Raw genomic sequence first — 24577 nt, 5'->3', positions numbered from 1 at the left:
CAGGATGCGCGCGGGATGCGGGTTATCGCCCCGCCCCCGATGATGAAGAGGGGCCCGTGCGCGCCGAGCTCCGGCCGGTGGACCGCCTCTTGCTGAAACCCGCGGAGCACGGGAGAAGGCACACCATGCAGCGCACGGTCACGGACTGGCGAACGCGTTTCGCCGACAAGATCACGACCGCCGAACGAGCAATCCGCGCGATCCCGCGGGGGCGCCGCATCCTCGTCGGCTCGGGCGCCGCAGAGCCAAGCGATCTCGTGAACGCGATGGTCGCGTCCGGCGACCACCTCGCCGACAACGAGATCGTCCACCTGATGACCGAAGGCCCCGCGCCGTACGTCCGCCCCGGTCTCGAGCGGCGCTTCCGTCACACGGCGTTCTTCATCGGCCAGAACGTCCGCGAGGCGATCCACGAGGGGCGCGCCGACTTCATGCCGGTCTTCCTCTCCGAGATCCCGAATCTGATCCTGTCGCGCCGGGTGCGCATCGACGTGGCCCTCATCCAGGTGAGCCCCCCGGACGCCCACGGCTTCGTCAGCCTCGGCGTCTCCGTCGATATCGTCCGCGCCGCCGTCGACTCGGCCGATCTCGTCCTCGCCGAGGTCAACCCGCGAATGCCTCGCACCCACGGAGACTCGTTCTTGCACGTGGACCGGATCACCCATCTCGTCCCTGTCGATCGCGAGCTGCCCGAGCGCGAGGCCGAGCCGCTCGACGACATCGACCGCGCGATCGGCCGCAACGTGGCGTCGCTCGTGCCCGACGGCGCGACGCTCCAGACCGGCATCGGCAAGATCCCGAACGCCGTCCTCGCCGCGCTCGGCGACAGGAACGACCTCGGCGTGCACACCGAGATGCTCTCCGACGGCGTGATGGAGCTCGTCCAGCGCGGCGTCATCACGAACCGCAGGAAGACCCTCCTGCCGGGGAAGCTCGTGACCTCGTTCCTCCTCGGCAGCCGCGCCCTCTACGCCTGGGCCCACGACAACCCGGTCATCGAGATGCGCGGCTCCGCCTTCACCAACGATCCGCTGACGATCGCCAGGAACGACAGGATGGTCGCCATCAACGCGGCCCTCGCCGTCGACCTGACCGGCCAGGTCGCCGCCGACACGCTGATGGGCCGCTTCTTCTCCGGGATCGGGGGGCAGGTCGACTTCATCCGGGGCGCCGCGCGGAGCGCCGGCGGCAAGCCGATCATCGCGCTCCGGTCCACCGCGAAGGACGGCACCATCAGCCGCATCCAGCCGGCGTTCGAGCAGGGCGCCGGCATCGTGACGAGCCGCGGAGACGTGCACTACGTGGTGACGGAGCACGGCGTCGCCGATCTCTGGGGCCGGAACATCCGGCAGCGCGCGCTCGCGCTCATCGAGATCGCACACCCCGACCACCGCGCCGACCTCCTCGCCGCGGCCAAGCAGCGCCGCTACGTGTTCGTCGATCAGGTCATCTCGCGCGCGGATTACCCCTGGCAGGAGACGCGCGCCGCGCGCCTGCCGTCGGGCGAGGAGCTGCTCTGCCGGCCGGTCCGGCTCTCCGACGAGGCCGCGCTCCAGGACCTCTTCTATCGCCTCTCGGACGAGAGCATCTACCGCCGCTTCATGAGCCACAAGCGGGAGCATCCTCACGAGGAGATGCAGCAGCTCGTGAACCTCGATTACGACCAGAACATGGCCATCGTGGCCTGCGCCGGCCCGGAGCATGAGACCCTCCTCGGGATGGCCCGGTACGACGTCGATCCGAAGAACAACCTGGCCGACGTCGCCTTCGTCGTCCGCGACGAGTGGCAGGGCAAGGGGGTCGGCACCCTGCTCATGCGGCGAATGGCGGAGATCGCGAGAGCCCGGGGGATCTCGGGCTTCGAGGCGGACGTCCTGCTCACCAACAAGGCGATGATGCGGGTGCTCGAGAAGAGCGGCCTGCACCTCTGCCTCGATCTCCAGGCCGGCGTTTACCACGTCACCGCCCGCTTCGATGCGGCCGCCGCCGGCGCGCCGGCGGCCGGCCCGAGCAGCTCCGGACCGCGCCAGGCGTGATGAGCGGGCCGCGCGCCAGCACGGCGCGCCGCAGCGCATCCCCGAGCACCATCACCGCGGCGCCCCCGGGCAGCCACAGGAGCCACGCCGATCCCACCGGGACCATCGCGAAGAGCCGGTTCAGCCCAGGCATATAGAGGAGTGCGATCGTCAGCGCGATCTCGATCGAGAGCCCCGCGGCCACCCAGGGATTCGACCAGAACGCGAGGCGCTTCCGGAGAGGCCCGTCGCGCTGAGCGAACAGACACCCTATCTGACCCGAGACGATCCCGATGAAGGTCAGGGTGGCAGCCTCTCGCTCCAGCGCGCGAAACGGCTCGAGCGAGTCGAACGGGCTCCATCCATGCGCCCAATAAAAGCCGAAATACGCCAGAACGCCGAGCAGCGCCTCCACGGTCCCGTAAAGGAAGAAAGTCCGCAGCGCGAGCGCCCGGGTGAGGATCGGTTTTCGGGGCGGCTCCGGGGGGACGAGCAACGTCGCGGGCGACGGCGGCTCCACGCCGAGCGCCAGCGCGGGGAGCACGTCGGTACCCAGGTCGATCGCGAGCACCTGCACGATCGCGAGCGGGAGAGGGATAGGAAAGAAGATGTAGAGAAGGAACGGGACGAGCTCGGCGACGTTGCTCGTGAACACATAACTCACGAAGCGGCGGATGTTCTGCTTGATGGCCCGGCCTTCCTCGATGGCCGCCACGATCGTGGCGAAGTTGTCGTCCGACAGGATGATGTCCGACGCCTGCTTGGCCACCTCCGTGCCGCGCAGGCCCATGGCCACGCCGACGTCGGCGGCGCGGAGCGCGGGGGCGTCGTTCACGCCGTCGCCGGTCGCCACGACCACCTCGCCGGACCGCCGCAGCACCTGCACGACCCGCAGCTTCTGCTCCGGCGTCGTGCGCGCGAGGCTCGCGCCGGCCTGGAGCAGGTCGAGCAGCGTCCGGTCGTCCATCGCGTCGATCTCGGGCCCCTCGACCATGCGGTCCGCCGCATCCAGCCCGATGGCGGCGGCCACGGAGCGCGCGGTGGCCGGGTGATCACCTGTCAGGATCACGACCCGCACGCCCGCGCGCCTGCAGGCGGCGATCGCCGCGGGGACCTCCGGCCGCGTCGGGTCGTGCAGGCAGGCGAGGCCCAGGCACGTGAGCGGGCCGCCGGCCTCCCTCGTTGCGAGCAGGAGGACGCGCTCGCCGCGCTCGGCCGCGCCCACCACCGCCTCGTCGAGGCCCGCGGGCGCCGGCGCGCCGGTCAGCGCGACGACCGCCTCGGGCGCCCCCTTCACGAAGTCCCGCGCGGCGCCGCCTTCCGCGCATGTCACCGCCATGTAGCGCCGGTGCGCGTCGAACGCGGTGTCGGCGATCCGCGGCCACCGGGCGCGCGCCTCGGCCAGGTCCACTCCGCCGGCCGCGGCCCAGCGCGCGAGGGCCACGTCGACCGGATCGCCCTCGTAATCGCCGCCCGCCGGCGCCGGGCGCGCGTTGTTGCACAGCGCGGCCGCGAGCCGCGCCGCCTGCTCCGCGTCCGGGGGCGCGCCGCGCGCGGGGATGAAGCCGCGCACCGAGAGCGCGTTCTGCGTGAGCGTCCCCGTCTTGTCCGTGCAGATGGTCGTCACCGACCCGACCACCTCGACCGCGGAGAGGCGCCGCACCGGGGCCCCGCGCGCCGCCATGCGCTGCGCGCCGATCGCGAGCGAGACGCTGAGCGTCGGCAGCAGCCCCTCGGGGACGAGCGCCACGATCACGCCGATCGCGAACGTGAGCGCGCCGAGCGGGCCGACGCGGTGGAACGCCTGCGCGAGCACCAGCGTGGCCGCGCCGGCGATCACCGCGATGGCCGCGGTGACGTGCGAGAGCTGGGCGACCTGGCGCTCGAGCAGCGAGCCCTCGCGCCCGCCCTGCTCGAGGAGCATGGCGATCTTGCCCGCCGCGCTCTCCGCGCCTGTCGCGAACACGAGCGCCTCGCCCGCGCCGGTCACCACGGACGCGCCGCTCGGGAGCAGGCTCGGGAGCGCGAGCTCCTCCGCGCCTCGGCCCGGCGAGGCGATCGGCGCGGCGTCGCGATCGACCGGCGCCGTCTCGCCCGTCAGCATCGAGAGGTCGAGCGAGAGGCTGTCTGCGCCGAGCAAGATGCAGTCGGCCGGGACGATCTCACCTGCCGCGAGCCGGACCACGTCGCCCGGGACGAGCTCGCGCGCCGGCGCTCGCCGCTCGACGCCCGCCCGTACGACGCGCGCGCGCACGGCCACACGGCGCATCAGGCTGCTGACGACCTGCTCTGCGCGGTGCTCCTGGATGAACGCGAACGCGCCGTTGAGCACGACGACGGCGACGATGGCGAACCCGAGCTCCGGGGCGCCCGCGGCGAAGGCCAGCCCGGCGCCGAGCCAGAGCAGCAGCGCGAGCGTGTGCGTGAATTGCGCGACCAGCGTCCGGAGCGGACGCGACCGCCTCGGCGGCGCGGGCTCATTGTCGCCGCAAGCGAGCCGCCTCCTCGCCGCATCGACGTCCGTCAATCCAGTCGGATTGGACCGCAACGCCTGGATTCGCCCCTCGACGGAGAGCGCGGCGAGCTCCGAGGGAGGGATGCGCCGCTGAGGGCCGGTGGCGCGAGACGACTTTGCCTGTCCGGCCGCGGCCACAGGAGAGGACGATCGACTCACTTCCGCGGGCCTCGGCGACGGAGTAGCAAACAGCAAGCCCCGAGTCCTCCGAACGATGGCGGGACAGCCACCTGCGCGCACGCTGAACATGGGTTGACCGTGGCGCGCGGCCGATCTCAGCGAGCTCGCCTCGAGAACGAGGGGAGGGGTATCGCTCCGGACGAGCTGCCGAGGCTCTTCACCCGCTATTTGTTTCGGAGCCTCGGCGCTACTTACGGTCGAGCGATCGCGTCGAGAACGAGCTCACTATCGTTCTCCTTGTCTCTGCAGGCCAACCTGGCCACATCGGTCGCCTCCGTGCCATAGCCAATCACAACACGACCTGGGACCACGGCGCTCTCCTCATGCCCTCCGCACCCTTGCCGTGCTTCCATCCGATTCATAGAGGTGAAAGTCGACGAACCCGACACTTCGTATACGCGTGTCGTTCGTGTCGGCGCAAGAACTGCGCGTTCGCTGCCCGTTACCGCCGCTGCGGCCCCTCGACGACGCCACCGTGCCAGATCTCGGCGAAGCCCGGCGGTAGGTCCCCGCGGGTTGCCCGGGCCTGTAGGTGGGCACCGATCCAAGGCTTGCGTGCTCCGGCCGGCTCGGGTCAGGTGGCTCGACGTGGTCGGGGCAATCGCTGGCACGTGCCCTGCAATCCTGCAATAATGATGCACAGCGCATCCACCTCGTCCTACAGGGAGCACGTCGTGAGCCAAGTTCGACCAACGCTTCTCGAGATCGTGGTCAAGACGGCCGTGACCCACTCTGTCACCTACACGATCGTGGGTCTCCTGGCGTCTTCGCTGCTCGATTATACACGGTTCTTCGCAGAGTCGAGCCTGAACCTCCTGATGCGGCCGACGAGCGATCCCTGGGTGATGGCGGGACCGCTGTTTCAACCTATCCGGGGAGCGATGTTCGGGGGGGTCTTCTATCTGCTGCGCGAGCCGTTCTTCGGGAAGAAGAACGGATGGCTGGTGATGTGGATCGCCCTGGTGGTGATAGGCATCCTCGGCACGTTCGGACCGGCTCCGGGCTCCATCGAGGGGATGGTCTATTCAACGTTGCCGACATGGGTCCACCTCAGGGGTCTTCCAGAGGTCCTCCTGCAGTCCCTGTCTCTGTCGCTGCTGCTGTCAGCCTGGGTCCAACATCCGCAGAAGAGATGGATGCGCTGGACGATGGGAATTTCCTTCTCGGTCCTGCTGTCGTTCCCCATCATCGGCCTGCTGGCAGGTCAGCCACGGTAGCGTGTGGACAGATACTACGGAGCCGTCCGTGGGCCGCCAAGACGAGGTCGCCTGCGCGGCCTCGCCCTGCCGGTGCGGGCGCTGCGTCGCGGCGAGATCCCGCGCTGTCGTCTCGCCAGGCGAACCATCCCCAAGAACGGCACACCGTGGAACGGAGGGTATCCACCACATCTCGCAGGCTCAGAGGGGCCCAGAAAAAGGTTGCTTCGGGCGGAGCGCAGGGCGCACCTCGCCTCGCCCTGCTCGCCGCGATAGGGCTCGCACTCACCGCGTGCGGCGACGATGCGCGTCCTCCGCCGGAGACCTCCGGAGAGGGCGGCGGCGGCGCAGGCCTCGGTGGCCCGAACCATGCAGCGGCGGGGCGGGCCATGGCCGGGTGGATCATGCCCAACCTCGATCTCGTGCCCAAACAGGAGATCTCCAGCTTCCGCAAGCTGGCCATCGGCACCTGGCGCACCGCCTACGATCCCTCGGTGTACGGCACGCTCACCCTGCGCATGGATCGCGCGCTCGACTACATCAAGGCGTTCCGTCTCAGCACCGGCCGCCGGCTCACGGTGACACACCTGGTCGCCAAGGCCTGCGCCGAGGCGCTGCGCCGCTGCCCCGACGCCAACGCGATCTTGCGCTGGAACAGGATCTACCTCCGGCGCGGCGTCACCGTCTCGGTGCTGGTCGTGCAGGCGGCCGGCATCGACGGCGAGGTGGATCTCACCGTGACCACGATCGAGCGGGCCCATGAGAAGAGCCTGGTGCAGATCGTCGACGAGCTGGACCGGACGATCGAGCGCGCGCGCCAGCGGCGCGACAGGGCGGTGGAAGAGACGAAGCGAACGATCCGGCACATCCCGTTCCTCTTCATGAACGTCTTCCTGCGCCTGCTCTCGTTCGTGATGTACACGCTCAACCTGGACCTGTCGAAGCTGGGGCTTCCGCGCGATCCGTTCGGCGCGCTCACGGTGACCAACGTCGGCTCGCTGGGCCTGGAGAACGCCTATGTGCCGCTCGTGCCCTATACGCGGACGCCGGTCCTCGTGGTCCCGGGCGTGGTGAGCGACGAGCCGGTGGTCGAGGACGGCAAGGTGGTGCCCGGCAAGGTGATGCGCGTGAGCGCCACGTTCGATCACCGCTTCATCGACGGCTTCCACGCGAGCGTGCTGGCGCGCACCGTGCGCGAGATGCTGGAGGACCCGTTCCGCTGCTTCGACCCGCTGGACGCCGAGATTTCCGCTTCTCGCTGACACACATCACGGCCGCCGGCGCCGCGGGCGCAGGCGAGCCGCCGATCTCTCGGGAGACGACGATCGGAGCGCGCGACCGGCACCCGACAGAGCAGGCCCTGAGGTTGCATCCTGGAGGGCGGCCACAGAAGGTCGGCCGCGCTCGTCCAGGAGGTCTTCCGCGATGCCCCACAAGCAACTCCTTCTCCACGCCGCTGCTCGCGAGAAGGTCCTGCGCGGCGCCACGGCGCTCGCCGACGCGGTCCGCGTGACGCTCGGCCCGAAGTCGAAGAGCGTGCTCATCGGGCGCGCGTGGGGGCGCCCCACCGTGTGCAACGATGGTGTCTCGATCGCCAAGGAGCTGAGCCTCAAGGACCCGGAAGAGGACGTCGGCGTGCAGATCATCCGCGAGGCGGCCGAGCGCACGGGCGACGCGGTCGGCGACGGCACGACGACCTCCACCCTCCTGGCTCACGCGATCTACGCGGAGGGGCTCCGCAACATCGCCGCGGGCGCGAGCGCGATCGACCTCAAGCGCGGCATCGAACGGGGACTCCACGCGGCCGTCGACGCGGTGCGGTCGCTCTCCCGCCCCGTGCAGAGCCGCCAGGAGAAGATCCAGGTCGCCACGGTCGCGGCGCACAACGACGCAGCCATCGGCGAGCTCGTCGGCGACGCCGTGGAGAAGGTCGGGGGGGAGGGCGTCATCAGCGTCGAGGAGGCGAAGGGGACAGAGACGGCGGTCGAGGTGGTGCAAGGCATGCAGTTCGACCGCGGGTATCTCTCGCCGTATTTCGTGACCGACCCGGAGCGCATGGAGTGCGTGCTGGAGGAGCCGCTCATCCTGATCCACGAGAAGCGGATCGGCGTCATGAAAGACCTGCTCCCCCTGCTCGAGCAGGTCGCGAAAGAGGGGCAGAGCTTCCTGCTCATCGCGGAGGAGGTCGAGGGCGACGCGCTGGCCACGCTCGTCGTGAACAAGCTGCGCGGGACGCTCGCGTGCGTCGCGGTCAAGGCGCCCGGCTTCGGAGACCGGCGCAAGGCGATGCTCGAGGACATCGCGATCCTGACCGGGGGAGAGGTGATCGCCGAGGAAGCAGGGGTGAAGCTGGAGCACGTGACGCGGGACCAGCTCGGGCGGGCGGCGCGGGTCGTCGTGAAGCAGGAGAGCACGACGATCATCGGCGGCGCCGGCGACCCTCACGCCATCCAGACGAGGGTGGAGCTGCTCCGGCGGCTGAGGAGAGAGACGAAGAGCGACTACGATCGCGAGAAGCTCGAGGAGCGCCTGGCGAAGCTCGTCGGGGGCGTGGCGGTCGTCCGGGTCGGGGCGCCGTCCGAAACGGAGATGAAGTCCCGGAAAGAGGCGTTCGAGGACGCGATCAGCGCGACCAAGGCGGCGGTGGCCGAGGGCGTCGTGCCCGGCGCGGGGCTCGCGCTCCTGCGCGCGGGCGTCGCGGTGGAGCACGAGGAGCAGCGCTGCGACGGCGACGAGCGCACCGGCGTGCGCATCCTGCGCCGCGCGCTCGAGGCCCCGACGCGGCAGATCGCGGACAACTCCGGCGTCGACGCCGGCGTCGTCGTCGAGCGGATGCGCGCCGGCAGCGGCAATCTCGGGTTCGACGCGGCGCGCGGCGCGTACGTCGATCTCGTCGAGTCGGGCATCATCGACCCGACCAAGGTGGTGCGCGTCGCGCTCGAGAACGCCGTGTCGGTGGCGAGCGTGCTGCTCTTGACGGAGGCGACGTTGACCGATGTGCCCGAGCCGGCGGCGAAGGATCGGGCGGCCGCGCCGCCGCTCGAATGAGCGGCGCGCCGGGCTCATCGGCCATCAGGCGATCTCGTCCACCTGAGCTCTCGAAAAACCGCGAGCTGCTCGAGAACGTGCGCGGCCGGCGGTCGCCTCGACCGCCGAGGTTCAGCGCATCTGATAGCGCCCCGTCTTCTCCACGGGCTCGATGCAACCGACGACCGCGCCCCGCGCCCCCACGTAGGCCCGGTGGCCAAGCGTGTCGTCGGCGGACGTCTCGGACGGGTGGGGCCAGGCGTCCTCCTCGGCGAGGAGGGACGCCAGCCGCGCGTGGATGCGCTGTCGGCCTTCGACCGCCTCGTGCGCCGTGAGCTCGCGGAACACCCCGAACACGATGACGCTCTCCCAGTCGGCGAGGCTCTGGATGTGATCGACCTGGAAGCAGACCTCCGGATTGATACGCATCATCCGGACCTTCGTGCCTTCCGCCGAGCGCAGGTAAAGGCGGCCTTTCTCGTACGCGTAGCCCATCGGCACGACGTACGTTCGTCCTTCGGCGTGGCAGCCCAGCCGGCCGAAGGCGCCGCGCTCGAGGAGCGCCTCGATCCGCTCCGCGCTGAGGGTGCCCGCCGCAGGACCCTCCGCAGGCCCCCCTCCTGCGGGCACCTCGAGCATGCGGAAGTGGGCGCGGCACGCGGCGCAGAACTGGTACTCCGAGCGCACGCCGCAGCGCAGGCAGCGAGACCGCGAGGCGTACGGCGGCGGTCCCATGATCACCGCGGTCCCGCGGGCTTCCTTCTCCGGGGGCACCATCAGCACGGGGCGGCTCGCGGTCCGCGCGACGCGCTCGGCGACGCTGCCCAGCAGCACGGCCGTGGTGCCGGTGCGCCCGTGGCAGCCCATCACGATCAGCTGGACGTCGTCTTCCTCAGCACACCTGACGATCTCCTCCGCGGCAGATCCCACCCGGACGAGCGGGACGATGCGAACCCCGTTGCCGAGCTCCGCGGCGAAATGGCGCAGCGCCTCTGCCGCGTTCGGCTGCGCTTGCGCGGACGCTGCGACGTGGAGGATCCGGAGCTCGGCGCCCCAGGAGCGCGCTTGTTCCAGGGCAACCCTCACTGCCGCGCTCGAGAGCTCCGAGAGATCCGTGGTGGCCAGGATCCGCTGCACAGGCTGCATGCTGCTGCCCCCCTGCTGGTCCATGTCCCATCGCCGTGGGACCGGCGCTGTGCGCGTCGTATCCACCGATCGCAGCAATCGCCGTGCCCGGCCTCACCCCACCCGCACCTCGCGCTCTCTGTGCGCGTCCTGCGCGCCAAGGAGACGACGGGTCACTCCTCCTCGTCCTCGAGGAGCCCGCGAAAGACGTCCACATAGCTGACGATGCCGACCAGGGCACCTTCTCCGTCGACGACGGGGAGCGCGCCGATCTTGTTGTCGAGCATGAGCTCCATGAGCTCGGTCACGTTCGCGTCCGGACTGGCGCTCACGACATTGCCGCTCATGATCGTGGACACCGGCGCGCGGGCCTTCCGCAGCGCCCTGTCGACGACCGCGGCGTCCTCCGAATAGGGCAACTGGAGCGCGCGCAGGTCGCGATCGCTGAGCATCCCGACCAGCTCACCCTGCTCGTCGACGACCGGCACGTGGCGGAAGTCCATCGTCTGGAGCACCTCCACCGCCTCGCCGATGGGGTCGTCGACCCGCACGGTCCGGGGGTTCTCGGTCATGAGCTCGGCGGCGCAGATCTTGGGTAACGGCATCTCCTCCGCGCTCGGTGCAACTCGCGGACCAGCCGATCCCGCGATGAGCCGCGCCGCCGGAGGAGCTCGGAACCGCGCAGCCGAAGGCGGTCCCGGGCGTCTCTCGTCGTGTGGCGCGCCCGGCGCCCCATCGACGACTCCGCCTGTCGAGATCGGCTCGCTGCCGCGCGGGCGCGCCCAGCCTCACCCCTTCACCACGCCCATCGGCCGGAGCCGCGCCACCTTCCGCGCGATGCCCGCGCGGTGGACGACCTCGACGACGCGCTCGACGTCCTTGTAGGCGACGGGCGCCTCCTCCGCGAGCTCGGCGTTCGAGGGGCAGCGGACCACGATGCCGCGCCGCTCGAGCTCCTTGCGCAGCTCGTGGCCCGTCACCTGGCGCTTCGCCGCGCCGCGGCTCATGGTCCTGCCCGCGCCGTGGCAGGTGCTGCTGAACGACACCGCCGCCGACGCGTCCGTGCCCACGAGGACGAACGAGGCCGTCCCCATGCTGCCGGGGATGAACACGGGCTGGCCGAGCCCCCGGTAGCGCGCCGGGATCTCGGCGCTCGAGGGGCCGAGCGCGCGCGTCGCGCCCTTCCTGTGGACGCAGACCTCGCGGCCGGCGGCGCGCTCGATCTTCGCCGTGTTGTGGGCGACGTCGTAGACGAGGGCGAGCTCCCCGTCGCCCACGACGCGCGCGAACACGCGCCGCGCCGTCTCGGCGATGACCTGCCGGTTGGCGAAGCCGAAGTTCGCCGCGGCGCACATGGCCGCGAAGTAGCGGCGGCCCTCCGGCGAGGACAGCGGCGCGCAGGCGAGCTGGCGGTCCGGAAGCTCGATCCCGAGGCGCCCGGCCGCCTCGTCCATCAGGCGCACGTGGTCGGTGCACACCTGGTGGCCGAGGCCGCGCGAGCCGGTGTGGATCAGCACGGCGACGCGGCCGCTCGCGAGGCCGAGCCGCGCCGCCGCGGCCTCGTCGAAGATCTCCTCGACCACCTGGACCTCGAGGAAGTGGTTGCCGCTGCCGAGCGAGCCGAGCTGACCGCGGCCGCGCTGCTTGGCGCGCGAGGAGACGTGCGCCGCGTCGGCCCCTGGCAGGCAGCCGCCTGCCTCGATGACCTCGAGATCTTCGGGCCGACCGAGGCCGTGCGCGCGGATGAGCCAGGGCACGCCCTCGTCGAGCAGCCGATCGAGCTCGTCGTCCGACAGCATCAGCGGGCCGCCGCGCCCCGCGCCCGTGGGCACGCTGCGGCTCAGCTCGTGCACGACCGCCTCGAGGTGCGGCGCGATCGTCGCCTGGTCGATGCGTGATACGAGCAAGCGGACACCGCAGTTGATATCGAAGCCGATCCCGCCGGGCGAGATCACCCCGTCGGGCAGGAGCGTCGCGGCGACGCCGCCCACGGGGAAGCCATACCCCTCGTGCATGTCCGGCATGCCCAGCGCGGCGCCGACGATGCCGGGGAGGGTGGTGACGTTGACGAGCTGCTCGAGGCTCCGGTCGCGCTCGATCGCCGCGAGCTGCTCCGGATCCGCGAAGACGCGCGCGGGGACGCGCATGTCGCGGCGGTAGGAGGTCGGTATCTCGTACTCGAAGGGGCCGAGCCGCGTGAGCGGGACGCCGCGGGCGGGCGCCTCAGACGTCGAGGACGACGGTTGCGGATATGCCATGAGAGGTCTCCGTGATCTCGAGATCGTGCAGGGTCGCGGCCTTGACCAGCGCCCGCGCCTCCGGCGCTCGCGCGCCGCGGATCCAGGCGTCGAGATCGCGATCGGTGAGGCGCGTGAAGCGGAACTCGCTGAAGACCCTGCCCTCGACCTCGGTGCGGAAGATGAGGTCGTTCAGCCAGTCGACGAGCAGGGCCGCTCGATCGCGCGATCGCAGGCTGACCGGCTGGGCTTCGTCCTCGGGCGGGGGCGGCGGCCGATCGCCGCACGCGATCCGGGCGAGCGCGCGGCCGGCCTCGGCGAAGAGCTCCGCGAGCGCGGGAGCGTCGACGCGGAGGCGGAGCTCGCCCGTGTGCTCCTCGAAGGCGTGCGAGGCAGCAGAGGTCGGATGCGGCGGCACGGGCAGATCACCTCCTCACGAGGAGCATGGTCGCGCCGACCGCGCCGACAAGGTGGTGGCGTCGGCATGAGGGCGAACGGACAGGGCGCAGCGGCCGCGCGGGCCGGCCTCGTGGCACACCGCCTGCCTCCGTGAACGGCGAACGGCGCGGCGGCGAGAGCGATCGAGCGCGCCGCCGGCTGGCTGGAAGGGATCCGACGCATGAGCACGGCATTGCCAGCCGGGGTTACGCGCCAACCGCGCGAGGACACGCGCCGTCGGATCGAGGCGTTGCGCCGCGAGATCCGGGTCCACGACCACCTCTATTATGTGCTCGATCGCCCGGTCATCCCGGACGCCGAGTACGATCGCCGGCTCGACGAGCTGAAGCGGCTGGAAGGGCTCTATCCGGACCTCGTGACCCCGGACTCGCCGACGCAGCGCGTGGCCGGAGCCCCGCTGCCGGCGTTCCCCGAGGTCCGCCACCTGGCGCCGATGCTCAGCCTCGACTCGGTGGTCCACGAGGAGGACGTGCGGCGCTTCATCGACCGCCTTCGCCAGGCGCTCGGCCAGGGCCGGCCCACGTTCGTGGCAGAGCCGAAGCTCGACGGGGCGTCGATCGAGGTGGTGTACGAGCGCGGCGCGCTCGTCCGCGCCGGGACGCGGGGGGATGGCGAGCGCGGCGAGGACGTCACCGCCAACGTGAAGACGATCCGCTCCGTGCCCCTCCGGCTCGTCGATGACGGACGGCCGCCTCCGGAGCGGCTGTCCGTGCGCGGCGAGGTGCTCATGGCCACGGCCGCCTTCCGCCGCCTCAACGAGCAGCTGGCGAGGGAGGGAAAGCCGCTGTTCGCCAACGCGCGCAACGCCGCCGCGGGGTCGCTCCGGCAGCTCGATCCGCGCGTCACCGCCGCGCGTCCGCTCGAGATCGTCTTCTACGATGTGCTGGCCATGGCGGGCGGCCCGGCGCTCACGAGGCACTGGGAGCGGCTGGAGGCCCTCCGCGGGTGGGGCCTCCGCGTCAGCCCGCATAACCGCCAGGTCGAGAGCGACGAGGAGATCCTCCGGTACCACCGCGAGATGGACCTGCGCCGCGACGCGCTCGGCGTCGAGGTCGACGGCATCGTCGTCAAGCTCGACGACCTCCTCGCGCGCGAGCGCCTCGGCACGACGGCGCGTCACCCGCGCTGGGCGCTCGCGTTCAAGTTCGCGCCGCGGCGCGAGGCGACGACGATCGAGGACATCGTGGTCCAGGTCGGCCGCACGGGCGTGCTCACGCCGGTCGCGGTGCTCGCGCCCATCTCGATCGGCGGCGTCACCGTGGCGCGCGCGACGCTCCACAACCGCGAGGAGCTCCGGCGCAAGGACCTGCGGGTCGGCGATACCGTGCGCGTGATCCGCGCCGGAGATGTCATCCCCGAGGTGATCGAGCGCATTCCCCGGGCGGGCGAGCGGCGGGGCCCGCCGTTCGCGATGCCGGCGCGGTGCCCTGCGTGCGGGGCGGTCGTGGAGCAGGACGGGCCGCTCGATCGGTGCCCTGCCGGCCTGGCTTGCCGTGCCCAGCTGGAGCGGTCGATCTGCCACTTCGCTTCGCGCAGCGCGCTCGACATCCGCGGCCTCGGGCGAGAGACCGTGGCGGCCCTGATCGAGGGCGGCCTCGTCGAGAGCGTCGCCGACCTCTTCGCGGTGAAGGAGCAGGACCTGCTCCGGCTCCCGCGCTTCGGGGCCCGATCCGCGCAGAACCTGGTGCGCGCCATCGAGCGCGCGAAGCGGACCGAGCTGTGGCGCTTCCTGCACGCGCTCGGCATACCCGGCGTCGGCGAGCGCACGGCGCAGGATCTCGCCGATCATTTCGGATCGATCGAGGCGGTGATGGCGGCCGACGAGCGCGCGCTGCAGCAGGTCGAGGGGATCGGACCGAACGTCGCGGCCGACATCGCCGGCTTCCTGGGGCGCCCCCGGCACCGGCGGGTCATCGCGCGCTGCCTCGAGCGCGGGGTCCGTCCGGCGCACCGGCCCCGCCGCGCGGGCGCCGCGCCCGCCGCAGCGGCCAGCCCGCTCGCCGGAAAGACCGTGGTGTTCACCGGCGCGCTCCCGTCGATGACGCGCCCCGAGGCCGAGGAGCTCGTCCGCCGCGCCGGCGGACGCGCGTCCGGAAGCGTCGGAGCGTCGACGGACTACGTCGTGCTGGGCGAGAGCCCCGGCGAAAAGCTCCAGAAGGCAAGGGCGCTCGGCGTCGCCCTGCTGACGGAGGGCGAGTTCCGGAAGCTCGTCCAGGCGTGAACGGGGGGCGCATGGAGAACGTCGACATCGCGCGCATCTTCGAGGAAGTGGCGGATCTGCTCGAGATCCAGGACGAGAGCCCGTTCCGCGTGCGGGCCTACCGCACCGCGGCGCGCACGCTGGCGGCGCTCGGTGAGCCCGTGGCCGGGCTCGTGGAGCGCGAGGGCGCGGGCGCGCTCACCGGGCTGCCTGGAATCGGCAAGGATCTCGCGGGCAAGATCGTCGAGCTCCTCGAGACCGGCGAGCTGCCGCTGCTGAAGCAGCTGGCGGCGAAGACCCCCGAGAGCCTCGTCGAGATGATGCGGATCCCGTCGCTCGGGCCGAAGCGCGCGCGGCTGCTGTACGAGAGGCTCGGCGTCGAGACGGCGGACGAGCTCGAGCAGGCCGCGCGGTCGGGTCGCCTCCTCGAGGTGCGCGGCTTCGGCGAGAAGCTCGCAGCGACGATCCTCGACGGCTGCGTGAAGCGTCGGGCGACCGCCGGGCGCGTGCGGCTCGCGGACGCCGAGGCGCAGGTCGCGCCGCTGCTCAAGCACCTCCGGGCGGCGCGCGGGGCCCTGGCCGTCGAGGTGGCTGGCAGCCTCCGGCGCCGCAAGGAGACGGTGGGCGACGTCGACATCCTCGTGTCCGCGAGGCAGGGCGAGCCCGTCGCGTCGCGCCTGATGGCGTACCCGGACATCAAGCAGGTGCTCGCCCACGGCGCGACGAAGTGCTCGGTCGTGCTGCGGTCCGGGCTCCAGATCGACCTCCGCGTCGTGCCGCCGGAGTCCTACGGCGCGGCCCTCCATTACTTCACGGGCTCGAAGGCCCACAACATCGCCGTCCGCACGCTGGGCGTGAACCGCGGGCTCAAGATCAACGAATACGGGATCTTCCGGGACGATCGGCGGATCGCGGGGCGGGCGGAGGCGGACGTCTTTCGCGCGGTCGGATTGCCCTGGATCCCGCCCGAGCTGCGCGAGGACGCCGGCGAGATCGAGGCCGCGCGCGAGCGCCGGCTGCCCGAGCTCGTCGAGGTCGGCGCCATCCGGGGTGACCTGCACGTGCACACGACGACCACCGACGGGCGCGACTCGCTCGAGGCGATGGTCAGGGCGTGCAAGGCGCGCGGGTACGACTACGTGGCGATCACCGATCACACGCAGGCGGTCCGCGTGGCGCGCGGGCTCGACGCCCGCGGGCTCCGCGAGCAGGCGAGGGCCGTCGACAGGCTCCGCCGGACGATCGGCGGGATCGCGATCCTGCACGGCGCCGAGGTCGACATCCTCGAGGACGGGTCGCTCGACCTCGACGACGCGGCGCTGGCGGCGCTCGATTACGTCGTCGCCAGCGTGCACTCGAAGCTCACGATGCCGGAGCCCGCGATGACGCGCCGCGTCCTCCGCGCGCTCGAGAGCCCGTTCGTCACGGCCCTCGGCCACCCGACCGGGCGCCTCCTCGGCAAGCGCGAGCCGTACGCGCTGGACGTCGCGCGGATCGCGCGCGCCGCGCGCGAGCTCGGCGTGCTGCTCGAGATCAACGCGCAGCCCGAGCGCCTGGACCTCTGCGACGTCCACATCCGCCTCGCGCGCGAGGCCGGCGCGAAGCTCGTGGTCGCCACCGACGCGCACGCCGTGGGGGAGCTCGACTTCATGCGCCACGGGATCGATCAGGCGCGGCGGGGCTGGTGCGCCGGGGCGGACATCGCGAACACCGCGCCTCGCGCGGAGTTTCTCGAGCTCATCGGCCGGCGCAGGCGCGACGCCTCGCTGTCATCGGCTGGATGAGCGCCCTCATCGTGGGCGATTCGCGGCTCAGCGAGAAGACGGCAGATGCCCGCTCATCCCAGCTGCGAGCAGATAAGCGGCGTAGTTCATGCTCAGATCGGGAGCCCCTTGTTGATGACCGGTGAATCGATTCATCTGCTCTGACAGCGATCCTCCGGGATTGATGTGGTGATGCACTCGACCCAGGAACGCGTCCCCTTTGCGCCGGAGCGCAAAGACGACCTCGTCGAAGCGCGGGTCGCCGAGGCGGAGCTCCTCGCCTGGGCGGAAGCGCGCGTCTTCCAGCGGCAGCCTCTGGAAGAACGGCAGGCTCGTGGAGGTGAGGACGGCCCTCTCCAGCCTCAGGTAGCGTTCGGCCAGCTTGTAGTAATACGCCGCGAAGGCGATCGTGAGACTTGGCCACGGGTTACCGAGCGAATCCCCGCGATATCCGTCGTAGCGGTCTTCCGGGTAGCGGCCGATGGCAGTCCCCTCGATACGCCTCGACGGATCGTTGATCGGGTACATGGCCTCGAAGGTACTCTCCAGCGCCGCGGCCGTCGCGAGCACCTGCTCCTGGTCCACTGGGTAAACACAACCCCCTTCGGGGTGGAGGTCTTCTTCCGTGGCATATCCGCCCAACGTCGCGGCGACGACCGAGCTGTCCAGGCCGCTCCGAGGGCTCGGCCGTCCGTCCAGCTCACGGGTCGCGACGAGGTGATTGCGCCCGGGATCCCAGTGCAAGAGCAATTCATCGCCCAGCGCTCGCGACTGCTCGAGATACCAGCGGGCCGCGCCGGCATCCTCGAGCTTCATCGCGAGCGCGGCCCCCTCGATGAGCGCCGTCCGCTCCAGGAGCCGCGTGAAGAAATGGTGTCCCCACACCTCTTCCCAGAGATCGAAGCAGGGCTCGCGCCAGTGGTGCGAGATGTATTCCAGGTCCGTCTTGATCACCGAGTCGGTCGGCAGCTTCGCGTCGTAGAGCTTTTCACGCACCAGCTCCCGCTTGCCCTCGCTCAGAAGGACGAAGGCCAGACGAGTGAGCTCGATGGCTCGAATGGCAGGTCCGTCGTGCTGCGGACGTCCCCATGGCCCCGAGTAGGGCTCTCCGTCTATCGTGAACTTCGGCTCACCCAGCCCGGCGGGGCTTTGCGTGGCAGTCCGCTGAATGTGCCTGGAAAAATCCGCGAAGTCCATCAGCAGGTCGAAATACCGTTGCCGGGCCGCGGGCTGCGTCGCCGACTGGTACAGGGAGAGGATGGCCTTCACCGCGATGCCAGAGTCCCGAACCCAGTGGAAATAGTAGTTCGGGTTCGATCGAGACGGGGAAGCCACGATGGCTCCTCGGATGGATCCCGGAGGCGATACATTCTTCAACAAGAGCTCCTTGGCGCGCTCCGTGTCCTGCTGGAGCCATTTTCGCAGGTCCTGTGCTTTCACGTCGATCTCCTGGAGCTGCAAGCGGCTTGAAACCGCATGAAAAGCGCAGGACCTCGGACCGCCAAGCGCACCGAGTACGCCAAGAACGGAGAGCTATCTTGGCGTCCTTGGTGTCTCGGCGGTTCATTTCTCGCTTGGTCAACGGGATCGGTGTCCTATCCACCTCGCACGGAGGCGATCTCGCTGCGCCCGGCCTCGAACCGGTCAATCCACCATGATCCGAAGGGTGATCCGGGAGGAGCCATCGTTCCCGAGCATTGCAAGAGCTGGGCTTGGCCGGCGGCCTCCTGGGGTCCGCGGAGGGTCGTGCTCAAAATTGAACATGAAGACGGGAAGGCGGGAAGAAAAGATCAATGATCTTCCCGCCTTCCCGCCTTCATGTGAACTCTCTCCGGGCAATGTTGAGCACGACCCGCGCCGTGCCGTGCCTCACCCCACCCGCACCTCGCGCCGCGGGGGCACCCTGGTCGCCGTCAGCCCAGCTCGCTCCGCCGCACGCGCGAACACGATGGCATCGCGCACGGCGCATCCGGCGCCGTCGTTGTTGAAGAAGACATAGGCGTCTGCGCCCGGGCCCCACGTGGAGGCGAGCCGCTCGGCCGCGGCGCGGAGGGCGGCCCCGCCGTAGCACGGGCTCGGCGTGGCGCACCCCGCGTGGAATCTCAGGTAGGCCCACGTCGCCGTGCGGTGGAAGGGTGTCTTGAACCACGGGCTGTCAGCGATGCACAGCGCGGCGTCATGCGCGGAGAGCAGCGTCGATATCTCCTCGGTGAACCACGAGGCGTCCCGGGGCTCGACGGCCACGCGGACGCACCGCGGGAAGCAGTCGAGGGCGGCCGCGAGCCTCCCCGCGTCGGCCTTCATCCGGGGCGGGAGCTGCAGCAGCACCGGGCCGAGCTTGCTGCCCAGGTGGCGCACGCGATCGAGGAACCGCGCCACCGGCTCGGCCGGCGCGCGGAGTCGACGCATGTGCGTGAGGAAGCGGCTCATCTTGACCGCCATCACGAAATCCTCGGGCGTGCGGGCGGCCCAGTCTTCACATGTCGAGGCCTCGGGGAGCCGGTAGAACGCGGCGTTCACCTCGACGGCCTGGAAGCGCTGGGCATAGTGCTCGAGCCAGCGCGAAGCGCTCAGGCGCTCGGGGTAGAAGCGCCCTCGCCAATGGGGGTACTGCCACCCCGACGTGCCCACGAGCACCGGCATGACAAGCAAGAGCCATGGGCACGGAGGCGGCCGCCCTCGACCCGCCCTCCGCCCAGGGGGCCACGCGCCCCGAGCCTCACTGGGCGAGGTAGCTGCCGAGCTTCGCCTGCTTCGACCTGGCCTTGAGCTTGCGCAGCGCGTCCGCCTCGATCTGGCGGATGCGCTCGCGCGACAGCGACATCGACGCGCCGATCTCCGCGAGGGTGAGCTCGGGCGCGCCGTCGAGCCCGAACCGGCGCCGGAGCACGTCCTGCTCTCGCGGCGTGAGCTCGCCGAGCAGCCGCATCGCCTGCGCGCGCATCCGGCCCTCGGCGACCTGCTCGTCAGGGGCCGGCGCGCTCGGGTCGGGGACGAAGTCGCCGAGGCACGCCTCGCGGTCCTCACCGGCGGGGGCGTCGAGGCTGAGCGGCGCGGGCGCGAGCCCGAGGGCGAGCTCGATCTTCGCCTGGGAGAAGCCGGTCCGCTCGAGCAGCTCATCGCCCTCGGGCTCGCGTCCGTGCTCCTGGACGAGCGCGCGCCGCGCGCGGAGGAGCTTCCGGCGGCTCTCCACCATGTGCACCGGCACGCGGATGGTCTGCGCCTGATCGGAGATCGCGCGCGCGATCTGCTGCTTGATCCACCACGTGGCGTAGGTGGAGAACCGGACTCCGCGGCGGAAGTCGAACTTGTCGGCCGCGCGGAGGAGGCCGATGTTGCCCTCCTGGATGAGGTCGTGGAGCGACAGGCCCGTGTGCGGGTACCTGGTCGCGAACCTGGCCACGAGCGGGAGGCACGACGCGACCAGCTCGGCCCTGGCGAGATCGGCTGTCCGCCGGCCCTCCTGGACCGCCTCGATGGTGGCGCGCGCGGCCCCGTCCTGCGCCGGGGCCGCCCGGAGGGCGTCGACGACGCGGTCGAGGACGCGGCGGTGCAGCCGGGCGCGCTCGAGCCCGGAGGCGAGCGCGTCGCGATCACGCCGCCGCGACCGGCCGGCCTCGAGCGCCTCGGCGAGCGTGCCGGCGCGCTCGAGCAGCGCGACGAGCGAGGCCTCGATCGGATCGGCGGCGGCTTCCTCCTCGTCGGCGGCGCGGAGGACGTAGCGCGCGCGCAGCTTGTGCGCCGTGAGCTCCTCGCCGATCCTGGCGAGCTCCCGGAGCGCGACGGGCGAGCCCACCAGCGCGCGCAGGATGGCTGCCTCCCCCTCCTCGATGCGGCGGGCGAGCGCGATCTCTTCCTCGCGCGTCAGGGCGGGGCGCGCGCCGAAGCCGCCGAGATAGCGGCTCGCGCCCTCGCGCCCGGGCGTCACGCCGCGGCGCGGCCGGGCCACGCCCAGGGGCCACCGGGAGCGCGGCGCGGCAGGGGTGCGCCGGCGCGGCTCGCTGAGCTCTTCAGGTCGGATAGCACTGTTGTCGGTGTCGAAAATGGAAGCGGTCTGTCTCATCGTGGGTAATTGGCGCGCATGCGCAGCGTCGTGCGCAACGTGTGGCGATTGCGGCGGAGCGTGCGCGGGCGCTCTGTCGCCCGACGCTCTACGCCGTGATGCATGATAACCACGTGAGCGCCTCGCGGAAGGCCCCGGCGCGGTGGGCGCGAGCGAGGTGTGCGGCGGCGACCGCAGCGGGCGGCTTTGGCCGTCGCGTGGCCTGTGCATCGCCGCTGCTCGGCACCATGACTCGAAACATGGATGGCGCAGACTCGGTCACGAGCAGGGCCCACGCCGCGCTGGGCCGGCTCGGGTTTGACCTCCATCGATATCCGGTCCGACTCGAGTATCTGGACGGCGTGCTCACGATGGAGGGCGAGCTCCCGGATATTGCGGCGAAGAAGCGGGCGCTCGAGCGCGGCGCGGCGCTCCCCGAGGTGCGCTGGGTCGCCGACCGGCTCCGCGTCGAGCCGAGCGTCGGCATGAGCGACGTCGAGGTCCTCGGCCATATCCGGGATATCCTGCTCTCGGAGCCGACGTTCGACGAGTGCACCGTCCGGGGGCGCCGTGGGGGCGCGCTCGACGTGGTTCGCGAGCCGCCGCGGTCGCGCGGCGCGCTCGAGGTCGCCGTCGATGAGGGGGTCGTGAGGCTCGAAGGGGCCGTGCCCAGCCTCTCGCACAAGCGCCTGGCCGGCGTGCTCTGCTGGTGGGCGCCAGGAACCCGCGACGTGGTGAACGCGCTTGAGGTCGACGCCCCGGAGGAGGACAACGACGACGAGATCTCCGACGCGGTGCGCATCGTCCTCGAGAAGGAGCCGCTCCTCGACGCATCGGAGATCGGGGTCAGCACCGAGCGCTCGCGCGTCACGCTGCGAGGCCTCGTGGCGAGCGAGGAGCAACGCAGGACCGCCGAGCACGACGCCTGGTACGTCTTCGGCGTGAACGACGTGAGCAACGAGATCGAGGTCTCCCCGGACGTGCCCTCCGCGCGGTGGAGGCCTGTCGCCGCCTCATGACCCCTTGAGACAGGCGGGCGTACCGACGAAGCTCTGCGGTGTCGGTGTCAGCTCGGCCAGGATCGCATCGAGGCGCCGGAGCACCACTTCGAGCCGCTCGAGAGCTCGGGGGGCGCAGGATGCTCGTGGTCTCGCCGGATGGGGAGCTCATCGGGCTGCTCTCGGCCGACGATCTGCTCGACCTCCTGGGTCGGGAGCTCCACGATCTCGGGGAGGCGGTGCGAAAAGAGGTGACGGCGAGCCAGCAGCGCTCGTGATCTCGGCCGATGCCCCGCGGCCCCGGAGGTCGCGCCGGGGCACAGCGGTTGCCTGTGCGGACCGGAGTGCTGAGGGTCGAAGCACGGTCGGGAGCACCTTCCAGACCGAGCGGACGCCCGGGCGGCGGCCTGGACGAGGGGGGCGACTCATGATCATCCCGCCAGAAGTGACGTTTCGTAACCTGGAGCGCTCGGACGCCATCGAGGCGGCGGTGCTCGAGCGCATCGAGAAGCTCGACAGGTTCTACCCGCGCATCACGTCCTGCCGCGTGATCGTCGAGGCGTCGCACCGCCGAGAGAGGACGGCGGGCACCGTGTACCACGTGCGCGTCGATCTGACCGTGCCTGGCGGCGAGCTCGTCGGCCAGTACGAGCCGCCGCCGCAGCGCTTCCACGAGGACGTCTACATCGCGATCCGGGAAGCGTTCGACCAGGTGCGCCGGGAGCTCGAGGAATACGCGCGACGGCAGCGGGGAGACGTGAAGGCCCACGAGGAGCGGCCGCACGGCCGGGTCTCGAAGCTCTTCCCGGACCGGGGGTACGGCTTCATCGAGACGCCCGACGGCCGCGAGGTGTACTTCCACGGCCATTGCGTCCACGGCCACGGGTTCAACCGGCTCTCGGTCGGCACCCAGGTGCGGTTCGTGGAGGAGGAGGGCGAGCAGGGGCCGCAGGCGAGCGTGGTCTTCATCGCCGGCAAAGGCTGACGACGTCCTGCGGCTCGGGTCCGTCGTCGATTCACGGCCGGCAGCCGCGCCTCGAACGGCTGCCGGTACGATGGAACCGCCGACTGGCGAGGTCGACGGCGATGGTTGTCGTGAAGGGCACGCCGCGCGTGGTTCGCCTCCGAGGCGGCCGCCGCAGCAATGGGAGACGGGTCACGCCTCCCCGAGGATCCCGCGAAAGACGTCCACATAGCTGACGATGCCGAGCAACACACCTTCTCCGTCGACGACCGGGACCGCGCCGATCTTGTTGTCGACCATGAGCTCCATCAGCTCGGTCACGTCCGCGTCCGGACCGGCGCTCACGACATTGCTGCTCATCATCACGGACACCGGCACGCGGGCCTTCTGCAGCGCTGCGTCCGCCGCCGCGGTGTCCTCCGCGTAGGGCACCCATAGCGCGCGCAGGTCGCGATCGCTGAGCATCCCGACCAGCTCACCCAGCTCGTCGACGACCGGCAAGTGGCGGAAGTCCGTCGTCTGGAGCACGTCCACCGCCTCGCCGATGGGGTCGTCGACCCGCACTGTCCGGGGGGTCTCGGTCATGAGCTTGGCGGCGCGGATCCTGGGCAATGCCATCTCGCTCCACGCTCGGTGCAACTCGCGGACCGGTCGATCCGTCGATGAGCCGCCCCGCCCCCCTCCGGACGTTGCCTTTGCGTCGGGCCCCGCTGGTCGCTCCCGGAGGACGCGCACGCATGCTGCGTCTCGCTCGAGTTGCGGATACGCCGCGCCGCCGCCAAGAAACGTCGGCGGCGGCGCGGCGCTCGCGATCCGGAGCAAGCTGGCGATGACAAGCGCGGACTGGGCGGGCCTCGGGGCGGTGGCGGTCCTGATCCTTCTGGCGGCGCTGATGGCGGCCGCCGAGGTCGTGATCACGCGCATGAGCCGCATCCGCGCCTACCGGCTGCGCGAGGAGGACCGGCGCGGGGCGGCGTCGCTGGCGAGGCTGGTCGACGACCCAGCGCCTCACCTGAACGTCGTCCTCCTGCTCACCCTGCTCTTCCAGCTCGCGGGCAGCACCATCGCCGGCGCCGTGGCGCTGCGGGTCCTCGGCGGCTACGGCGACCTGGTCGCCACGCTGATCATGACGGTGCTCTTGTTCGTGCTCGCCGAGGCGATGCCCAAGACCTTCGCCGTGCAGCACACGGACCGGATCGCGCTCCGCCTCGCGCCGATGGTCCTCGCCCTGGGCGCCATGCTCGGGCCGGTCGCGCGCCTGCTCATCCGCGTCACCAACGTCATCCTGCCCGGCAAGGGGCTCAAGGAGGGGCCTTTCGTCACCGAGGCAGAGATCCGAGCCATGGCCGACGTGGCGTCGAAGGAGGAGGCCATCAAGGAAGAGGAGAAGCAGCTCATCCACTCGATCTTCGAGTTCGGCGACACCGTGGTCCGCGAGGTGAGGATGTGCTCGAGGAGATCGTCGGCGAGATCGCCGACGAGTACGACCGCGAGGAGCCGAACGTGAAGCCCGTCGGCGAGAAGGCCTATCGCGTGAACGCGCGCACGTCGGTGGGCCAGCTGAGCGAGGTGCTCGACGTGAAGCTGCCGACGACCGAGTGGGACACGGTGGGCGGCCTCATGCTCGGCGTCCTCGGTCACCTGCCGGCCCAGGGGGAGCAGGTGGAGCTCGAGAGCCTGAGGTTCACGGCCGAACGCGTCCACGGCCGTCGGATCGCCGAGATCCTCGTCGAGGAGCTCGATCACGAGGGTCAGGAGGAGCGAAGGACGACCGACTCCGCCCGGGAGGGTGAGGAGCCTCGCCGTCTGTGACGTCGCCGAGCGCGCTCACGCGGTCCGGAGGCGAAGTCCGCGCG

At 71.1% G+C, this 24577-nt stretch carries 20 protein-coding genes; 11 read left to right on the top strand and 9 right to left on the bottom strand.

The window, feature by feature from the left end; translation table 11 throughout:
- Nucleotides 1-125: 125 nt before the first annotated feature.
- On the top strand, nucleotides 126-2036 hold the full coding sequence (locus tag ACSRUE_RS34495; RefSeq protein WP_437768456.1) for a GNAT family N-acetyltransferase: 1911 nt from the start codon (nucleotides 126-128) through the stop codon (nucleotides 2034-2036).
- On the opposite strand, the gene ACSRUE_RS34490 is transcribed toward ACSRUE_RS34495, so the two are convergent.
- A complete protein-coding gene (locus ACSRUE_RS34490; protein WP_441287304.1) occupies nucleotides 1960-4542 on the bottom strand; it encodes a cation-translocating P-type ATPase in 2583 nt (860 codons plus the stop codon). The genes ACSRUE_RS34495 and ACSRUE_RS34490 overlap by 77 nt on opposite strands.
- Before the next feature lie 842 nt (nucleotides 4543-5384).
- Between ACSRUE_RS34490 and ACSRUE_RS34485 the strand changes: the two genes are divergently transcribed.
- From ACSRUE_RS34485 to groL, 3 genes are all read left to right on the top strand, one after another.
- Complete coding sequence (locus tag ACSRUE_RS34485; RefSeq protein ID WP_441287303.1) at nucleotides 5385-5927, top strand: hypothetical protein; 543 nt, start codon at nucleotides 5385-5387, stop codon at nucleotides 5925-5927.
- 368 nt (nucleotides 5928-6295) lie between these two features.
- A complete protein-coding gene (locus ACSRUE_RS34480) occupies nucleotides 6296-7168 on the top strand; it encodes a 2-oxo acid dehydrogenase subunit E2 (protein ID WP_441287302.1) in 873 nt (290 codons plus the stop codon).
- A 163-nt stretch (nucleotides 7169-7331) separates the two neighbouring features.
- Entirely contained in the window at nucleotides 7332-8954 is a 1623-nt protein-coding gene (gene groL / locus ACSRUE_RS34475) for a chaperonin GroEL (protein WP_441287301.1), read from the top strand.
- 111 nt (nucleotides 8955-9065) lie between these two features.
- Here the strand turns inward: groL and ACSRUE_RS34470 are convergent, their stop codons facing one another.
- The 4 genes from ACSRUE_RS34470 to ACSRUE_RS34455 all read right to left on the bottom strand — a co-directional run bounded on the left by ACSRUE_RS34470 (nucleotide 9066) and on the right by ACSRUE_RS34455 (nucleotide 12713).
- On the bottom strand, nucleotides 9066-10103 hold the full coding sequence (locus ACSRUE_RS34470; protein ID WP_441287300.1) for a universal stress protein: 1038 nt from the start codon (nucleotides 10101-10103) through the stop codon (nucleotides 9066-9068).
- Nucleotides 10104-10231: 128 nt separating this feature from the next.
- Nucleotides 10232-10663 carry a CBS domain-containing protein gene (locus ACSRUE_RS34465; protein ID WP_441287299.1) on the bottom strand — a complete coding sequence of 144 codons (432 nt, stop codon included), beginning with the start codon at nucleotides 10661-10663 and terminating at the stop codon, nucleotides 10232-10234.
- A gap of 183 nt (nucleotides 10664-10846) precedes the next feature.
- Nucleotides 10847-12316, bottom strand: a complete 1470-nt coding sequence (locus ACSRUE_RS34460; protein WP_441287298.1) for an RtcB family protein — start codon at nucleotides 12314-12316, stop codon at nucleotides 10847-10849.
- Nucleotides 12282-12713: an archease gene (locus tag ACSRUE_RS34455; RefSeq protein ID WP_441287297.1), complete on the bottom strand. Its 432-nt coding sequence runs from the start codon at nucleotides 12711-12713 to the stop codon at nucleotides 12282-12284. The genes ACSRUE_RS34460 and ACSRUE_RS34455 overlap by 35 nt, the downstream gene beginning before the upstream one ends.
- A 201-nt stretch (nucleotides 12714-12914) precedes the next feature.
- Between ACSRUE_RS34455 and ligA the strand changes: the two genes are divergently transcribed.
- The gene (ligA, locus tag ACSRUE_RS34450; RefSeq protein ID WP_441287296.1) at nucleotides 12915-14975 is read left to right on the top strand and encodes an NAD-dependent DNA ligase LigA; all 2061 of its coding nucleotides are present in this window, start codon (nucleotides 12915-12917) and stop codon (nucleotides 14973-14975) included.
- Between the two features lie 11 nt (nucleotides 14976-14986).
- Nucleotides 14987-16738: a DNA polymerase/3'-5' exonuclease PolX gene (gene polX, locus ACSRUE_RS34445; RefSeq protein ID WP_441287295.1), complete on the top strand. Its 1752-nt coding sequence runs from the start codon at nucleotides 14987-14989 to the stop codon at nucleotides 16736-16738.
- A gap of 27 nt (nucleotides 16739-16765) precedes the next feature.
- Here the strand turns inward: polX and ACSRUE_RS34440 are convergent, their stop codons facing one another.
- The 3 genes from ACSRUE_RS34440 to ACSRUE_RS34430 form a co-directional block, all read right to left on the bottom strand.
- A complete protein-coding gene (locus ACSRUE_RS34440) occupies nucleotides 16766-18052 on the bottom strand; it encodes a glycoside hydrolase family 15 protein (RefSeq protein ID WP_441293160.1) in 1287 nt (428 codons plus the stop codon).
- Nucleotides 18053-18586: 534 nt separating this feature from the next.
- Nucleotides 18587-19360 (bottom strand): DUF72 domain-containing protein, encoded by a 774-nt coding sequence (locus tag ACSRUE_RS34435; protein WP_441287294.1) that lies wholly within the window; start codon nucleotides 19358-19360, stop codon nucleotides 18587-18589.
- A gap of 76 nt (nucleotides 19361-19436) precedes the next feature.
- Nucleotides 19437-20666, bottom strand: coding sequence for an RNA polymerase sigma factor RpoD/SigA (locus ACSRUE_RS34430; RefSeq protein WP_441287293.1), 1230 nt, complete (start codon nucleotides 20664-20666; stop codon nucleotides 19437-19439).
- Nucleotides 20667-21019: 353 nt separating this feature from the next.
- Here ACSRUE_RS34430 and ACSRUE_RS34425 point away from each other — a divergent pair, with 353 nt between their 5' ends.
- The 3 genes from ACSRUE_RS34425 to ACSRUE_RS34415 all read left to right on the top strand — a co-directional run bounded on the left by ACSRUE_RS34425 (nucleotide 21020) and on the right by ACSRUE_RS34415 (nucleotide 22742).
- On the top strand, nucleotides 21020-21778 hold the full coding sequence (locus ACSRUE_RS34425) for a BON domain-containing protein (RefSeq protein ID WP_441287292.1): 759 nt from the start codon (nucleotides 21020-21022) through the stop codon (nucleotides 21776-21778).
- A gap of 125 nt (nucleotides 21779-21903) precedes the next feature.
- Entirely contained in the window at nucleotides 21904-22035 is a 132-nt protein-coding gene (locus ACSRUE_RS34420) for a hypothetical protein (protein WP_441287291.1), read from the top strand.
- A 149-nt stretch (nucleotides 22036-22184) separates the two neighbouring features.
- A complete protein-coding gene (locus tag ACSRUE_RS34415; protein WP_441287290.1) occupies nucleotides 22185-22742 on the top strand; it encodes an HPF/RaiA family ribosome-associated protein in 558 nt (185 codons plus the stop codon).
- A gap of 171 nt (nucleotides 22743-22913) precedes the next feature.
- Here ACSRUE_RS34415 and ACSRUE_RS34410 read toward each other — a convergent pair whose 3' ends face one another.
- Nucleotides 22914-23339: a CBS domain-containing protein gene (locus tag ACSRUE_RS34410; protein WP_441287289.1), complete on the bottom strand. Its 426-nt coding sequence runs from the start codon at nucleotides 23337-23339 to the stop codon at nucleotides 22914-22916.
- 211 nt (nucleotides 23340-23550) lie between these two features.
- On the opposite strand from ACSRUE_RS34410, the gene ACSRUE_RS34405 reads away from it, so the two are divergent.
- Nucleotides 23551-24228: a CNNM domain-containing protein gene (locus ACSRUE_RS34405; RefSeq protein ID WP_441287288.1), complete on the top strand. Its 678-nt coding sequence runs from the start codon at nucleotides 23551-23553 to the stop codon at nucleotides 24226-24228.
- Nucleotides 24168-24533 carry a transporter associated domain-containing protein gene (locus ACSRUE_RS34400; protein ID WP_441287287.1) on the top strand — a complete coding sequence of 122 codons (366 nt, stop codon included), beginning with the start codon at nucleotides 24168-24170 and terminating at the stop codon, nucleotides 24531-24533. The genes ACSRUE_RS34405 and ACSRUE_RS34400 overlap by 61 nt, the downstream gene beginning before the upstream one ends.
- The last annotated feature ends 44 nt before the right edge of the window (nucleotides 24534-24577 follow it).

It is taken from the genome of Sorangium sp. KYC3313 (genome assembly GCF_052075895.1).
Classification (GTDB): Bacteria; Myxococcota_A; Polyangia; order Polyangiales; family Polyangiaceae; genus Sorangium; species Sorangium cellulosum_B.
The sequence above is the reverse complement of the archived record's forward strand: the minus strand, read 5'-3'. Positions and strand labels throughout refer to the sequence as shown.

Coding starts and splice junctions, on each gene's coding strand:
- ACSRUE_RS34460 (WP_441287298.1), bottom strand. CDS start 12,316: ATGGCATATCCGCAACCGTCGTCCTCGACGTCTGAGGCGCCCGCCCGC.
- ACSRUE_RS34415 (WP_441287290.1), top strand. CDS start 22,185: ATGATCATCCCGCCAGAAGTGACGTTTCGTAACCTGGAGCGCTCGGAC.
- ACSRUE_RS34480 (WP_441287302.1), top strand. CDS start 6,296: ATGGCCGGGTGGATCATGCCCAACCTCGATCTCGTGCCCAAACAGGAG.
- ACSRUE_RS34465 (WP_441287299.1), bottom strand. CDS start 10,663: ATGCCGTTACCCAAGATCTGCGCCGCCGAGCTCATGACCGAGAACCCC.
- ACSRUE_RS34405 (WP_441287288.1), top strand. CDS start 23,551: ATGACAAGCGCGGACTGGGCGGGCCTCGGGGCGGTGGCGGTCCTGATC.
- ACSRUE_RS34470 (WP_441287300.1), bottom strand. CDS start 10,103: ATGGACCAGCAGGGGGGCAGCAGCATGCAGCCTGTGCAGCGGATCCTG.
- ACSRUE_RS34495 (WP_437768456.1), top strand. CDS start 126: ATGCAGCGCACGGTCACGGACTGGCGAACGCGTTTCGCCGACAAGATC.
- polX (WP_441287295.1), top strand. CDS start 14,987: ATGGAGAACGTCGACATCGCGCGCATCTTCGAGGAAGTGGCGGATCTG.
- ligA (WP_441287296.1), top strand. CDS start 12,915: ATGAGCACGGCATTGCCAGCCGGGGTTACGCGCCAACCGCGCGAGGAC.
- ACSRUE_RS34435 (WP_441287294.1), bottom strand. CDS start 19,360: ATGCCGGTGCTCGTGGGCACGTCGGGGTGGCAGTACCCCCATTGGCGA.
- ACSRUE_RS34425 (WP_441287292.1), top strand. CDS start 21,020: ATGGATGGCGCAGACTCGGTCACGAGCAGGGCCCACGCCGCGCTGGGC.
- ACSRUE_RS34410 (WP_441287289.1), bottom strand. CDS start 23,339: ATGGCATTGCCCAGGATCCGCGCCGCCAAGCTCATGACCGAGACCCCC.
- groL (WP_441287301.1), top strand. CDS start 7,332: ATGCCCCACAAGCAACTCCTTCTCCACGCCGCTGCTCGCGAGAAGGTC.